Annotated in this window: 14 protein-coding genes and 1 riboswitch; of the genes, 7 read left to right on the plus strand and 7 right to left on the minus strand. The window is 74.2% G+C overall.

Going from position 1 to position 13150, the window contains the following annotated elements; genetic code table 11:
• Positions 1-98: 98 nt before the first annotated feature.
• Together mycP and ACFYML_RS11770 are read right to left on the minus strand one after the other, a co-directional pair.
• Positions 99-1337 carry a type VII secretion-associated serine protease mycosin gene (gene mycP, locus ACFYML_RS11765; protein ID WP_387420538.1) on the minus strand — a complete coding sequence of 413 codons (1239 nt, stop codon included), beginning with the start codon at positions 1335-1337 and terminating at the stop codon, positions 99-101.
• 57 nt (positions 1338-1394) lie between these two features.
• Entirely contained in the window at positions 1395-1736 is a 342-nt protein-coding gene (locus ACFYML_RS11770) for a helix-turn-helix domain-containing protein (RefSeq protein ID WP_357442256.1), read from the minus strand.
• 201 nt (positions 1737-1937) lie between these two features.
• Between ACFYML_RS11770 and ACFYML_RS11775 the strand changes: the two genes are divergently transcribed.
• Positions 1938-2615, plus strand: a complete 678-nt coding sequence (locus ACFYML_RS11775; protein ID WP_387420539.1) for a carbonic anhydrase — start codon at positions 1938-1940, stop codon at positions 2613-2615.
• A 65-nt stretch (positions 2616-2680) separates the two neighbouring features.
• On the opposite strand, the gene ACFYML_RS11780 is transcribed toward ACFYML_RS11775, so the two are convergent.
• Both ACFYML_RS11780 and ACFYML_RS11785 read right to left on the minus strand, forming a co-directional pair.
• Entirely contained in the window at positions 2681-3700 is a 1020-nt protein-coding gene (locus ACFYML_RS11780; RefSeq protein WP_387272857.1) for a coiled-coil domain-containing protein, read from the minus strand.
• Positions 3701-3705: 5 nt separating this feature from the next.
• A riboswitch (cyclic di-AMP (ydaO/yuaA leader) is annotated at positions 3706-3836 on the minus strand.
• A gap of 154 nt (positions 3837-3990) precedes the next feature.
• Positions 3991-5298 carry a YibE/F family protein gene (locus tag ACFYML_RS11785; protein WP_387420540.1) on the minus strand — a complete coding sequence of 436 codons (1308 nt, stop codon included), beginning with the start codon at positions 5296-5298 and terminating at the stop codon, positions 3991-3993.
• 198 nt (positions 5299-5496) lie between these two features.
• Between ACFYML_RS11785 and ACFYML_RS11790 the strand changes: the two genes are divergently transcribed.
• Both ACFYML_RS11790 and ACFYML_RS11795 read left to right on the plus strand, forming a co-directional pair.
• Positions 5497-6000 (plus strand): hypothetical protein, encoded by a 504-nt coding sequence (locus ACFYML_RS11790; protein ID WP_387420541.1) that lies wholly within the window; start codon positions 5497-5499, stop codon positions 5998-6000.
• Between the two features lie 83 nt (positions 6001-6083).
• Entirely contained in the window at positions 6084-6707 is a 624-nt protein-coding gene (locus ACFYML_RS11795; protein ID WP_387420542.1) for a DUF305 domain-containing protein, read from the plus strand.
• Between the two features lie 50 nt (positions 6708-6757).
• Here ACFYML_RS11795 and ACFYML_RS11800 read toward each other — a convergent pair whose 3' ends face one another.
• Complete coding sequence (locus tag ACFYML_RS11800; protein ID WP_046568942.1) at positions 6758-7057, minus strand: metal-sensitive transcriptional regulator; 300 nt, start codon at positions 7055-7057, stop codon at positions 6758-6760.
• 150 nt (positions 7058-7207) lie between these two features.
• Here ACFYML_RS11800 and ACFYML_RS11805 point away from each other — a divergent pair, with 150 nt between their 5' ends.
• From ACFYML_RS11805 to ACFYML_RS11820, 4 genes are all read left to right on the plus strand, one after another.
• A complete protein-coding gene (locus tag ACFYML_RS11805; RefSeq protein WP_387420543.1) occupies positions 7208-7417 on the plus strand; it encodes a heavy-metal-associated domain-containing protein in 210 nt (69 codons plus the stop codon).
• 34 nt (positions 7418-7451) lie between these two features.
• Complete coding sequence (locus ACFYML_RS11810; protein ID WP_387420544.1) at positions 7452-8426, plus strand: hypothetical protein; 975 nt, start codon at positions 7452-7454, stop codon at positions 8424-8426.
• Between the two features lie 14 nt (positions 8427-8440).
• Positions 8441-10711 carry a heavy metal translocating P-type ATPase gene (locus ACFYML_RS11815; protein ID WP_387420545.1) on the plus strand — a complete coding sequence of 757 codons (2271 nt, stop codon included), beginning with the start codon at positions 8441-8443 and terminating at the stop codon, positions 10709-10711.
• A 234-nt stretch (positions 10712-10945) separates the two neighbouring features.
• Complete coding sequence (locus ACFYML_RS11820) at positions 10946-11449, plus strand: hypothetical protein (RefSeq protein ID WP_387420546.1); 504 nt, start codon at positions 10946-10948, stop codon at positions 11447-11449.
• Between the two features lie 34 nt (positions 11450-11483).
• Here the strand turns inward: ACFYML_RS11820 and ACFYML_RS11825 are convergent, their stop codons facing one another.
• Together ACFYML_RS11825 and ACFYML_RS11830 are read right to left on the minus strand one after the other, a co-directional pair.
• Positions 11484-12728: an RNA polymerase sigma factor gene (locus tag ACFYML_RS11825; protein ID WP_387420547.1), complete on the minus strand. Its 1245-nt coding sequence runs from the start codon at positions 12726-12728 to the stop codon at positions 11484-11486.
• Positions 12725-13084, minus strand: coding sequence for a YciI family protein (locus tag ACFYML_RS11830; protein ID WP_387420575.1), 360 nt, complete (start codon positions 13082-13084; stop codon positions 12725-12727). Before ACFYML_RS11830 ends, ACFYML_RS11825 begins: the two co-directional genes overlap by 4 nt.
• Between the last annotated feature and the right edge of the window lie 66 nt (positions 13085-13150).

Below are 13150 nucleotides of genomic sequence, written 5' to 3' on the forward strand. Positions count from 1 at the left end.
TGTCCGGGGTCGGGGCCGCAGTGCTTTTCCCGCGCCGCCAGAGGCACGCTGACCGTCGCTGGCGCCCGGGGCGGTGTCCGGGGCCGGGGTGGGTGGGTTCAGGCGTCCAGCGCGGCGGTGCGGCGGCCAGGGCGCCAGCCGCGCCGGCGGCCGTGAATCAGGATCGGCCGGAGCGTCAGCAGGGCGACGGCCAGCAGCCCGCCGACCGCGGCCACCCAGATCGCCACGGTCCGCTGCCACGCGAGCGGGTCGGCCGGCGGCGCCGGCTTCGGCAGCGCGCCGAGCGGCGGGTCGGTCCGGCTCCCCAGCAGGCTGGTCACCGCCCGGTACGGGTTGACCATCCCGTACCCGACCTCGGCGTTGTGCCCGTCCGGCGGGTTGTCGGCCGTCTGGGTCAGCCGGAAGGCGATCTCCTTCGGGGAAAGGTCCGGGTGGGCGGCGCGGACCAGCGCGGCCACCCCCGAGACGTACGCGGTCGCGAAGCTGGTGCCGCCCTGCGGCTCCGCCCGGTATCCCGACCCCTGTGGCGCCGGGCCGACGATCTTCAGCCCGGGGCCGGCGATGTCCACGTAGTCGCCGGTGACCGAGCTGCCCACGTGCTCGCCCGCGTCGTCGATCCCGGCGACGGCGATGACCCCCGGGTACGCGGCCGGGTAACCCGGCTGGTCCTGCTGGTTCTCCTGCCGGTTGCCGGCGGCGGCCACCACGACGACCCCCTTGTCGAGGGCGTAGTCCACGGCGTCCTTCAGCCGGGGGTCGTCCAGCGTCACCAGGGAGAGGTTGATCACGTCGGCCTTGTGGTCGGCCGCCCACTTGATCGCCCGGCCGATCTCGGCCGGGATCGATTCGTCGAAGGTGCGTTGGTTGTCGGCCAGCACCCGGATCGGCAGGATCTTGGCCTCGGGCGCGATCCCGCTGTACGGCACGCCGGTGCCCTCCTTGCCGGCGATGATGCCGGCCACCAGGGTGCCGTGGCCGACGAGGTCGCACTGTCCCTTGAGGTGGACCAGGTTGTTGAAGTCCTCGCCGGGCAGCACCCGGCCGCGCAGCAGGGGGTGGCTGGGGGAGACGCCGGAGTCGATGACCGCCACGGTGACGCCCTGGCCCCGGGTGATCCGCCAGGCCGCCGCCGGGTCGAGCCGCTCCAGCGCCCAGGACGCCTCGGTCGGGGCGGGGCCGCCGGGTGGGCCGCACTTCGGGGCCGCCGAGGCGGGCCCTGGCGCCACCAGGATGGCGCCGAGCAGGGCGGCCGCTCCCGCTCCACAGAGGATGGACCGGATCCGGTGACCGGTACGGACGCGCACCGTCGTCCCGTCCGGCCGCAAGCTCTCGCGCACGCGCTGAGATTACCGTCGGCGCGCCGGCCGTGCGGTGACGGGAGCCGCCGGGGTCGGTCACGCCTCGGCGGCGCGCCTGTCGGCCGGTTCGGCGGTGAAGAGGGCGAGCAGGGCACCGACCTGCTGGTCGGCCTCCGCCGGGTGCCGGAAGTGGCCGCTCGGGTTGATCGTGTACTCGTTGCGCCGGCCGACCCGGGTGCGCCGCAGGTAGCCGCCGGCCGCCAGGTCGGCGACGATCGCCTGGGCGGCCCGCTCGGTCACCCCCACCTCGTCGGCCACGTCACGCAGCCGCGCGGTGGGGTTGCGCGCGATGGCCAGCAGCACGTGCCCGTGGTTGGTGAGGAAGGTCCAGTTCCGGCCGCTCCCGTTCTCGCCCGCTGTCGTCGCCATGGTGGTCATGGTATGGCCCCGCGCCGGTGTCGACCGGCCCCGGGCGGCGGCGGGCCGCAAGCGGGCGGCCGTCAAGTGACCGGTGACGTATGAAATCCGTATCACGTAAATCTTGACGTGTCTTGGCTCGGGTGTGACCGTGGTGGTCGAGGCCGCCTCTGCCGCCGGCCGGCTGACCAGGTCGTTTCGCGCGAGGACGAGGTGAGTGCAGTGCTGCCGACCAATCCCGAACAGGCGCTCGCCGAGCTGTTCGCCGGCAACCGGCGGTTCGTCACCGGCGTACCCCGTCATCCCAACCAGGACGCCGAGCATCGCGCCGCCGTCGCCGACGGCCAGCACCCGTTCGCGGTGATCGTGGGCTGTGCCGACTCCCGGCTCGCCGCCGAGATCATCTTCGACCGTGGCCTCGGTGACCTGTTCGTGGTGCGGACCGCCGGCCACACCGTCGGCCCCGAGGTGCTCGGCAGCGTCGAGTACGCGGTCACCGTGCTGGGCACCCCGCTGGTGGTGGTGCTCGGCCACGACTCGTGCGGCGCGGTGCAGGCCGCCCGCGAGGTGGTCGCCACCGGCACGCCCCCCGCCGGCCACCTCGGCGCGTTGGTGGACGCCGTCGTGCCCAGCCTGGCCCGGGCCGCCCGGGAGGGTGTCGAGGACCTCGACGAGATCGTCGACATCCACATCGCGCGGACCGTGGAGGCGCTGCTGGCCCGGTCCGCCGTGCTCGCCGAGCGGGTGACGGCCGGGCGGTGCGGGGTGGTCGGCATGTCGTACCGGCTCAGCGCGGGCGAGGTGCGGACGGTGGCCGAGGTGCCGGCCGGCAAGCCGAGCGCGACGCTGCCGGGCGCGGCCACGCCCGCGGACCCGGCGCCCACCGCCGTCGCCGGTTGAGCCCTTCCTGACGCCGAGGGGCCGCCCGCGCGGTGGCGGGACGGCCCCTCGGCGTGGTACTCCGGCTACAGCAGCGACACGTGCACGTGGTCGGTGTGGTTGGAGGGACCGCTGTAGGACTTCCAACCGGTCGCCGGGAACCAGATCTGCCGGTTCCAGATCACGTAGTAGACGCCCAGCCGGTCGGCGTTGCGGATCAGGAACGCGGCGAGGTTGTTGCCGTACATCCGCATGTCGTTGTTGTGCCAGGGGGAGAAGCCGCTGCGCTGTAGCGACCAGTCGCAGGCCCGGCCCTTGGGGTGCTCCCAGGGGCCGCCCGGGCGGTAACAGCCCACGAAGCGGTCGAAGCCGGCCCGCTTGACCTCCTTGTACATGTGCAGCGTGCGCGGGGTGATGTAGCCCGAGGTGGTCGGATCCTTCACGCTGCGCGACTCGGGCTTCCACCCCCCGTCAGCCGTCCGGCCGGGAGCGATCCGGGCGACCGGGGAGGTGGCCGCGACCAGACCGGCGGTGAAACCCCGCCCGCCGACCAGCCGCAGGGCCTTCTCCGCCTCGGCCTTCTCGCGCCGCATCGCGTTGGTCTGCTTCTGCTGCTCGCGGATCTCCGCATCGAGCGCGATCTTGGCCTGTTCCGCGCGGTTCTTCGCGGCGTTGACCTCGGCGAGCTTCTGCGCGTTCATCAGGTTCAGCTCGTCGAGGGCGGAGGCCCGCTGGACGAACGAGTCGGGCGCGTTGCTCTCCAGCAGCAGGGCCATCGCGCCGATCCGGCCGGTCCGATAGGACTGCGTGGCGATCTGGCTCACCTGCGGCCGCAGCGCGTCCAGGTCGGCCTGCGCCGCCCGGATCTCGAGGGCCAACTGGAGTTGGCGCTGCTTCGACTTGTCCAGCTTCGCCTTGGCCTGCAGGAAGCCGCGATTGGCGGCATCGATGACCTCGGTGATGAGCGGAGGATCGTTGTCCTCCTCGTGGCCCGATGGGTTGGGGGTGTTGGGTGCGGCCAGCGCCGGGGTGGGCCCGGCGACGATGGCGAACGCGGTGAGCACGGCCACCACAGGTGTCAACCAGCGGCGCAGGGGTGCCGTCAACAGTGTTCCCTTCCGTCGACCGCCGACCGGGTTAGCTGTCGGGTTCGGGACGGAAGTGGCCCCTACCGCTCGCGCGGATTCACCCCAGGTACCTGGTTCCCCGGTTCGCCACAGGGCGATTGGGCGGTGGTGCCGCTGGCGCCGGTGCGCGCCTTTGGCGGTTACCGGCAGCGAGGTTACCCGAGAGCCCGGTCGGGGATCTACGCCCGGAAGCCGACCAATCGCACGTTTTCGTCGTCGCCCTGCGTGACCAGCGTCGCGTTCGCGCCGGCCGGTCACGCTGCGGAGTGTCACCATGCCGCTTCCGTGCTCCTCTCCGGTCCGGATCGTCCGGCGGCCGCACCGCCGAGTGCCTCCAGCGCGTCGTGCCGTTCGGCCGGCGGCCGGGACGACGGCGGGCGGGCTCCGGCGTCCGTCGCGGCGCCGGCCCGTCCGGCGGTCCGGACCACCGCCGCCAGACCGGTGGTCAGCGGTACGGCGGCGATCAGGCCGAGCGTGGCCACCGCGCTCCGGACGATCTCCTGCGCCATGAACTCGCTGGTGAGGATCTCGCCCACCGGTCGCGAGTCGGCGACCAGCAGGAGCAGCAGCGGCAGCGACGCGCCCGCGTACGCCAGCACGATGGTGTTGACGGTGGAGGCGATGTGGGCGCGGCCCACCCGGGTGGCCGCCCGGTAGAGCTGCATCCGGGACAGCCCCGGGTTCGCGTTCGCCAGCTCGGTGACCGTGGCCGCCTGGGTGACGGTGACGTCGTCCAGCACGCCGAGCGAGCCGATGATGATGCCGGCCAGGAGCAACCCGTGCAGGTCGACGTTCTGCTGGAACATCGACAGCGTGGTGGCGTCCTCGCTGCCGTAGCCGGTCAGGTGGGTGGCCGCGGTGGCCAGGGTGCCGAGGATGCCGGTCAGCACCAGGCTGCCCAGGGTGCCGAGCACCGCCACCGAGGTTTCGGCGGTGATCCCGTGGGTCAGGTAGAGCACCACAAACATGATCAGCGCGGCGCCGACGATCGCCACCAGCAGCGGCGGCTGGCCGGCGCCGATCCCGGGCAGCACGAAACCGAGCAGCACGGCGAAGCTCGCCACCAGGCCGCCCAGCGCGGCCAGTCCGCGCCAGCGCCCGAACGCCACGATGGCGACGGCGAACAGCACGGCCAGCCAGACCAGCGGCGTGCCGCGCTGGTGCTCGGCGATGTTGTAGGTCTTGATCGTCGGGTCGGCCGGGTCCATCAGCTCGACGAGGATGATCTTGTCGCCGACCTCGATCCGGGATGCCCCGGGACCGGACGGGAGGGGTGCTTCGACCTGCCGGCCGGCGTCCGGGCCCTGCTCGGCGGCGACCGTCGCGGTTCCGCACGGCCCCGTGGCCTGGCCGGTGCCGCCCTCCGGCGTCGGCGGGCACGGCTCGGTCACCACCCGGGTCACCGTGCCGTGGTAACGCGGCAGGTCCGCGCCACCTGTCGGCTCCCGGCTGTCCCGCGGCCACAGCACCAGCGCGGCGACCACGGTCACCAGGAACAGCGGCACCACCGTCGCGACGAGGATCCGTCGCACCCCGGTCGGGGCGGGCGGAGCGGGACGGGTGTGGTCGGCGCCCATGGCGTGTCTCCCAACGAGTCACAGCGCGATACGTGTCACCGGGCTGGTCGGTTCACCGGGCCGGCGCTGGCGTCGGCCGGGGAGTGCAGGCCGGTCGCCGCCGGGAATGGTAGCCAGGCCCGGGGCGCGACGCAGGCGATGAGCGATCTCCGGTGGTTCCTGCCGGCCCGGCCCGCCGCACCCACTAGCGTGGTTCTCGTGCGTACGGCGCCAGCGGTGACGACCGGACCGTGGGTCCGGCTCCTGCTGCTGCTCTGCACCCTGGTCGGCCTGACCGCCATGCACACTCTCGGCCACGGCACGCACGCCTCCGGCGGCCCGGGGGACCACGCGGCGGCCAACCACGGCGCCCCGCCGGCCGCGGTGGCCGGTCCCGCCGCCCTGCCGGCCGCGGTGGCCGGCATGGCCGGCGACTGCCACGGTGACGGCTGCGGCCCGGCCCGGGTGCTCCCGCCGGCGGACGCCCAGGCCCGGCTGCTCCCGCTGGGTGATCCCGGCGGCGACCGGTCCGGCTGGAGCATCTGCCTGGCCGTGCTCGGCGCGTTCGCCGTCACGCTGCTGGTCGCCCTGCTGCTGCGGGCCGGGTCCCGGACCTACGGGCCGGCCGCCAGGGTGGCCCTCGGGGCCGCCCCAGGACCGCGCGCCCCGCCGCCCCGACCGTACGGGCTGCGCCTGGCGGCGGTGTCGGTGCTGCGCAGATAGGACGCCCGGCGCGGGAGGACCGGAAGACCGGTCACCCGCGTCCGCCGTCCGCTGCGTACGTTTCGACACCGAAAGGCTGTTCCATGTCCACTCGTACCCTCGCGCGTCGGGCCGCCCTGGCCAGCGCGACCGTAGCCGCCGCGCTCGCCCTCACCGGCTGTGGCGGTGGCGACCACTCGACCGCCGGCGCCGGCCACGACACGCCCGTTACGGGATCGCCCTCCCCGGGGGCCTCCTTCGGCGACGCGGACGTGACGTTCGCCCAGATGATGATCCCGCACCACCGGCAGGCCGTGGCGATGGCCGAGCTGGCCGACGACCGGGCCGCCGACCCCGAGGTGCGGAGGTTGGCCGGGCAGATCAAGGCGGCCCAGGCGCCGGAGATCGCCAGCATGACCGACTGGCTCAGCGCGTGGGGCCGGCCGGTGCCTCCGGCCAGTGCCGGCCACGGCATGCCGGGGATGGACCACGGCATGCCCGGGATGATGTCCGACGCCGACCTGGCGACGCTGAAGGCGTCGTCCGGGGCCGACTTCGACCGGCAGTTCCTGACCATGATGATCGCCCACCACGAGGGCGCGCTCACGATGGCGCAGGCGGAGCTGACCGGGGGCGCCAACCCCGAGGCCAGGGCGCTCGCCCAGCGGATCGTCGACGCCCAACGGGCCGAGATCGACAGCATGAGGAAGCTGCTCGACGGGCGCTGACGCGCAGCCGTTGGGGGCCGGACGCGCCGTCCGGCCCCCAACGGGCCTGGTCAGCCGCGCTTCATCAGCCGGCCGACGGCGGCCATCATCTCGGTGGCCATCTCGTCGGCGCGGCCCTCGGCCGCACCCTCGTGCATGCAGTGCCGCGCGTGCCCGTCGAGCAGGCCGAGGCCGACCTTGTCCAGGGCGGCCTGGATGGCGGAGATCTGGGTCAGCACGTCGATGCAGTAGCGGTCGTCCTCGACCATCTTCTCGATGCCGCGGACCTGGCCCTCGATACGGCGGAGCCGCGCGAGCAGCTGGTCCTTGCTGGCGGTGTAGCCCCGGGTCGGGGTCGTCGGTGCGGTCATGGCGTCCAGGATAGCGTACCCCTCGGGGGTATGGTACGGTCCTCTTCGTTGGCTGATACCCCCACGGGGTAGCGGTACAGTAGTGGCAGTGGTCTCTCCACCAATTACCCCCCGGGGGTATAGGGTGGGGGCGGCGAGAGGGGAGTTGCGATGGTCACCACCACATACCAGGTCCAGGGCATGACCTGCGGGCACTGCGTCAGCTCGGTCAGCACCGAGGTGAGCGCCATCCCGGGCGTCACGGACGTCCAGGTCGACCTGGCCTCCGGCCAGGTCACCGTCACCAGTGAGAGCCCGTTGGCCACGGACGCCGTCCGCGCCGCCGTGGACGAGGCCGGCTACGACCTCGTCGGGGCGTGACGGGTCCGCGGACCCGAAGGAACCGAGGTACCCCATGAACACGACGACGAAGCTGAGCGGCTTCGCCCTCGGCCTCGCGGCGGTGTTCGGCGCGGCGTACGGGGTCGGTCACCTGGCCGGCCCCGTCGCCCCGCCCGCCGCGACCCCGCACGACACCACCGACGGCGACCACGGTGACGGAGGTCACGGCGACGCCGGCCACGCGACGGCCGCCACCGACCACCTGCCCGGCGGGCTGCTCGTCTCCGACCGCGGCTACACGCTGCAGCCGGTGAGCGCCCCGGCCGGCGAGTTCGCCTTCCGGATCACCGGCCCCGACGGCCGGCCGGTCACCCGCTACGACGTGGCGCACGACAAGCGCATGCACCTGATCGTCGCCCGGCGTGACCTCTCCGGGTTCCGGCACGTCCACCCCGAGTTGGCCCCCGACGGCACCTGGCGGGTCGCCTCGCCGCTCGCCGGCGCCGGCACCTGGCGGGCGTTCGCCGACTTCACCCCGACCGGCGGCGTGCCGCTGACGCTCGGGGTCGACGTCACGGTCCCCGGCACGCTGGCAGACCGGCCGCTGCCGGCGCCCGCCACCAGCACCACCGTCGACGGCTACACCGTCACCCTCGGCGGCACCCCGCAGCCGGGCCGCACCAGCCAGCTCACCCTGACCGTGAGCCGGGACGGCCGGCCGGTCACCGACCTCCAGCCCTACCTCGGGGCGTACGGGCACCTGGTGGCGCTGCGGCAGGGCGACCTGGCCTACCTGCACGTGCATCCGGAGGGCACGCCCGGTGACGGGCGGACCGCGGCCGGCCCGGCGGTCACCTTCTCCGCCGAGGTGCCCTCGGCCGGGACGTACCGCCTCTACCTGGACTTCCGGCACGGCGACGCGGTGCACACCGCGGAGTTCACCGTCGTGACCGGCGACCCGGGCACGCCGGCGACGGGCGCGCCGGCCCCGACCACCACACCGACCCCGGAGGCCGACCACGGCACCCCGGGTCACGGGCACAATTGACCGGAGGTGCCGCGATGACATCGACCGCCAAGAGCGCGGGCTCTTCGTCCCTGCCGGTCGCGCCGAACCAGATCGAACTCGCGATCGGCGGCATGACCTGCGCCTCCTGCGCCGCCCGCATCGAGAAGAAGCTCAACCGGATGGACGGCGTCGAGGCCACGGTCAACTACGCCACCGAGAAGGCCACCGTCCGGTACGCCGACGACGTGACGCCGGACGACCTGATCGCCACGGTGGAGAAGACCGGCTACACGGCAGCCGTACCGCCCCCGCCGGCCCAGTCCCGGGCCGAGGCGACCGCCGAGCCGGTGGACGAGCTGCGCGGGCTGCGTACCCGGCTGTGGGTCTCGGTCGCGCTGGCCGTGCCGGTGATCCTGCTCGCCATGGTGCCCGCCTGGCAATTCACCTACTGGCAGTGGCTGTCGTTGACACTGGCCGCCCCGGTCGTGGTCTACGGCGGGCTGCCGTTCCACCGGGCCGCCTGGATCAACCTGCGGCACGGCGCGGCGACCATGGACACCCTGGTGTCGCTCGGCACCCTCGCCGCGTTCGGCTGGTCGCTCTGGGCGCTCTTCCTGGGTGACGCCGGGATGCCCGGGATGGTGCACCCGTTCCGCTTCGACATCACCCGCGGCGACGGCGCCGGCAACATCTACCTGGAGGCGGCGGCCGGGGTCACCGCCTTCATCCTCGCCGGCCGTTACTTCGAGGCCCGGTCCAAGCGGACCGCCGGCGCCGCCCTGCGCGCCCTGCTCGAGCTGGGCGCCAAGGACGTCGCGGTGCTTCGTGGCGACCGGGAGAACCGGATCCCGGTGGACCAGCTCGTGGTCGGGGACCGGTTCGTGGTCCGGCCCGGCGAGAAGATCGCCACCGACGGCGTGGTCGAGGAGGGCACCTCGGCCGTCGACGCCAGCATGCTCACCGGCGAGTCGGTCCCGGTCGAGGTCGGGCCCGGCGCCACCGTCGTCGGCGCCACCGTCAACGCCGGCGGCCGGCTGGTCGTGCGGGCCACCCGGATCGGCGGGGACACCCAGCTGGCCCAGATGGCCAGGCTGGTCGAGGCGGCGCAGACCGGCAAGGCGGCCGTGCAGCGGCTCGCCGACCGGATCTCCGGGGTCTTCGTGCCGATCGTGATCGCCCTGGCCGCCGGCACGCTGGGCTGGTGGTTCGGCACCGGGGCGGGGACGACGGCGGCGTTCACCGCCGCGGTGGCCGTCCTGATCATCGCCTGCCCGTGCGCCCTCGGCCTGGCCACCCCGACCGCGCTGCTGGTCGGCACCGGGCGGGGTGCCCAGCTCGGCATCCTGATCAAGGGCCCCGAGGTGCTGGAGTCGACCCGCCAGGTCGACACGGTGGTGCTGGACAAGACCGGCACGGTAACCACCGGCAGGATGACCCTGGTCGACGTGCTCCCGGCCGCCGGTCAGGACGCCGACGAGTTGCTCCAGTTGGCCGGCGCGCTGGAGGCCGCCTCCGAGCACCCGATCGCCCGGGCGATCGCCGACGGTGCCGCGGGGGCCGGCCCGGTGCCCCCGGTCACCGGCTTCGCCAACGCGGAAGGGCTCGGCGTGGCCGGCTCGGTCGACGACCGGGACGTGGTCGTCGGGCGGCTCCGGCTGCTGCGGGAGCGGGGTCTGGACGTACCCGAGGAGGTCGTGCGGGCGGCGACCGAGGCGGAGGCCGCCGGCCGGACGGCGGTCCTGGCCGGCTGGGACGGCCGGGCCCGTGGCGTGCTGGCGGTGGCCGACGTGGTGAAGCCGACCAGCGCGGCGGCCATCGCCCGGCTGCGCGAACTCGGGCTCACCCCGGTGCTGCTCACCGGCGACAACACCACCGTCGCGAAGGCGGTGGCCGCCGAGGTCGGCATCGACCAGGTGATCGCCGAGGTGCTGCCGGCCGACAAGGTCGAGGTGGTGCAGCGCCTCCAGGCCGAGGGGCGGACGGTCGCGATGGTGGGGGACGGCATCAACGACGCCGCCGCCCTGGCCCAGGCCGACCTCGGGCTGGCCATGGGCACCGGCACCGACGTGGCGATCGAGGCGTCCGACCTGACCCTGGTCCGGGGTGACCTGATGGCGGCCGTGGACGCCATCAGGCTCTCCCGGCGCACCCTCGGCATCATCAAGGGCAACCTGTTCTGGGCCTTCGCCTACAACGTGGCGGCGCTGCCGCTGGCCGCCGCCGGCCTGCTCAACCCGATGATCGCCGGTGCCGCGATGGCCTTCTCGTCGGTCTTCGTGGTGGCGAACAGCCTCCGGCTGCGGCGCTTCCGGCCCGTCGGCTGACCTCCGCACCCGCCGCCGGTCCCGATCCGCCCGGGGCCGGCGGCGGCGCCTCGCTCACCGGCATCCCGCCGGCCCGGCGTGCCGCGCGCCGACCGCGTCCGGCGGTCGCGCCGGATCCTTGGCACACTCGATCCGTCGCCGCTCGATCTGGCCGGGGCGCGGACGGCGGCCCAGGACGGAGCCCCGGTCGACCACGCGCCGTCACCGACGGCCGACGACCGTACGGGGAGAACCATGTCGGGTACCGCCGCCATCCGTGCCGCCGCCCTGGTGACCATGACGGCCCTCGCCACGGCCTGCCAGCCGTCGCCGGAGGAGGACACCGGGGCGTCGACGCGCAGCTGGGCGGCCCCGCCGACCGCCTCCGCCACCGCGCCGGCCCCGACCGCCACCGCGTCGCCGTCACCGGTGACCGCGGCCAACACCGCCGCGGTCTGTGCCGAGGTCGACAAGCTCATCATCGCCAAGAGCAAGGAGATCGCCGCCGACTCCGCCGCGGCCACCCGCCGGGACCTCACTCCGGAGCAGATCAACGACCAGGTCAAGGCGAATCTCGCCGACCTGGCCGACGACGTACGCCGGCAGGCCGCCCGGGCGCAGGATCCGGAGATCAAGGCGCTCGTGACGGACGCGGCGCGGCGGATCGACGTCGGGGCGAAGTCGTCCGCGCCGGTCACGTGGCTGAGCGCCAGCTTCGTCGAGATCCCGCAGCGGCTGGCCCGGGAGTGCCGGGCCTGACCGGTGTGCTGGGCCGGGGGCCGCTGTTTGCGAATCAGCGCCCCCCGGCCAGGCGCGCGGCGCGTACCTCCAGGTAGCGCTGCTCGGGCAGGCTGGTCGTCGCGCGCGCGGCGGCCAGGTACGCCTCCCGCGCCTCGTCCCGGTCGCCGGCCATTTCCAGCAGGTGGGCACGGACCGCGGCGAGCCGGTGGTGCCCGGCCGTGCGGTCGTCCGAGTCCAGCGGGGCCAGCAGGGCGAGCCCGGCCCGGGGACCGTCCACCATGGCCACCGCGGCGGCCTGGTTGAGGGTGACCATCGGGTTCGGCGCGATCCGGGCGAGTACCCGGTAGAGCGCGACGATCTGCGGCCAGTCCGTCTCCGCCGCCGACGGCGCCTCGGCGTGCACCGCCGCGATCGCCGCCTGCACCTGGTACGGACCCGGTGGCGACCAGGTCAGCGCCTCGGTCACCAGGGCGATGCCCTCCTCGATCCCGCTCCGGTCCCAGCGGGTGCGGTCCTGCTCGGTCAGCGGCACCAGTTCCCCGCCCGGGCCGGTCCGGGCGGCCCGGTGTGCGTCGGTGAGCAGCATCAGCGCGAGCAGCCCGGTGACCTCGCCGTCGTCCGGCAGCAGCCGGTGCAGTTCCCGGGCCAGTCGGATCGCCTCGCCGGTCAGCTCCGCCCGGTGCAGTTCGCCGCCGCTGGAGGCGGTGTACCCCTCGTTGAAGACCAGGTAGAGCACGTGCAGCACGGCCCGCAGCCGCTCGTCGCGGTCGGCGGCCGAGGGCAGCGCGAAGCGAGCGCCGGCCGCCTCGATCCGCTGCTTGGCCCGGCGGATCCGCTGGCTCATCGTGGCCTCCGGCACCAGGTACGCCCGGGCGATCTCGGCCGTGCTCAGCCCGCCCACCGCACGTAGCGTGAGTGCCACCTGGGCGGAGCCGGTGAGCGCCGGATGGCAGCAGAGGAAGAGCAGCTTCAGCGTGTCGTCCGCACTCGGCGGGTCCTCGTCGGCGGCCGGCGCGACCGCCGCGTACGCCGGCTCGCGGACCGCCACCGCGACCTCGCGGTCCCGGCGAGCCCGCTCGCTGCGCCACTCGTCGGTGAGCCGACGGGTCGCCACGGTGAGCAGCCACGAGCGGGGGTGGTCCGGCACGCCCTGCTCCGGCCACTGCGTGGCGGCGGCGAGCAGTGCCTCCTGCACGGCGTCCTCGCAGGCGTAGAACTGGCCGTGCCGGCGCACGAGCACGCCGAGGACCTGCGGCGCGAGGGTGCGCAACAGGTCCTCGACGGCGGGGAACGTCACATCTCCGTCCCGGCCTGCTCCATCACCGCACGCACCTCCAGCACCCCGAATCCGCGCCGCACGTCCGGCCAGTTCGCGGCGATCTCGGCGGCCCGCTCCGGGGTCTCGCAGTCGACCATCAGGTAGCCGGCGAACTGTTCCTTGCTCTCCACGAACGGCCCGTCGGTGATCTCGACGCCGGCAGCGCCGGTCCGGACCGTACGGGTCTGCGACGGGTGGGCCAGGGCCTCCCCGCCGACCAGTTCACCGGACTCGGTCAGCCGCTTCATGATGTCGTCGACCTCGCCGAAGATCGCGTTCCGATCCGCCTCGGACAGCTCCTCGACGAAGCCGGGCCGGTTCCAGATCAGCAGCATGTACTTCACGGTCCACTCCTCGGGTACGGGCCACCGGCGGTGGCGCCTCTCGCAGACGGGTCGGAG

This window comes from Micromonospora sp. NPDC007230, from assembly GCF_042869115.1.
Lineage (GTDB): Bacteria > Actinomycetota > Actinomycetes > Mycobacteriales > Micromonosporaceae > Micromonospora.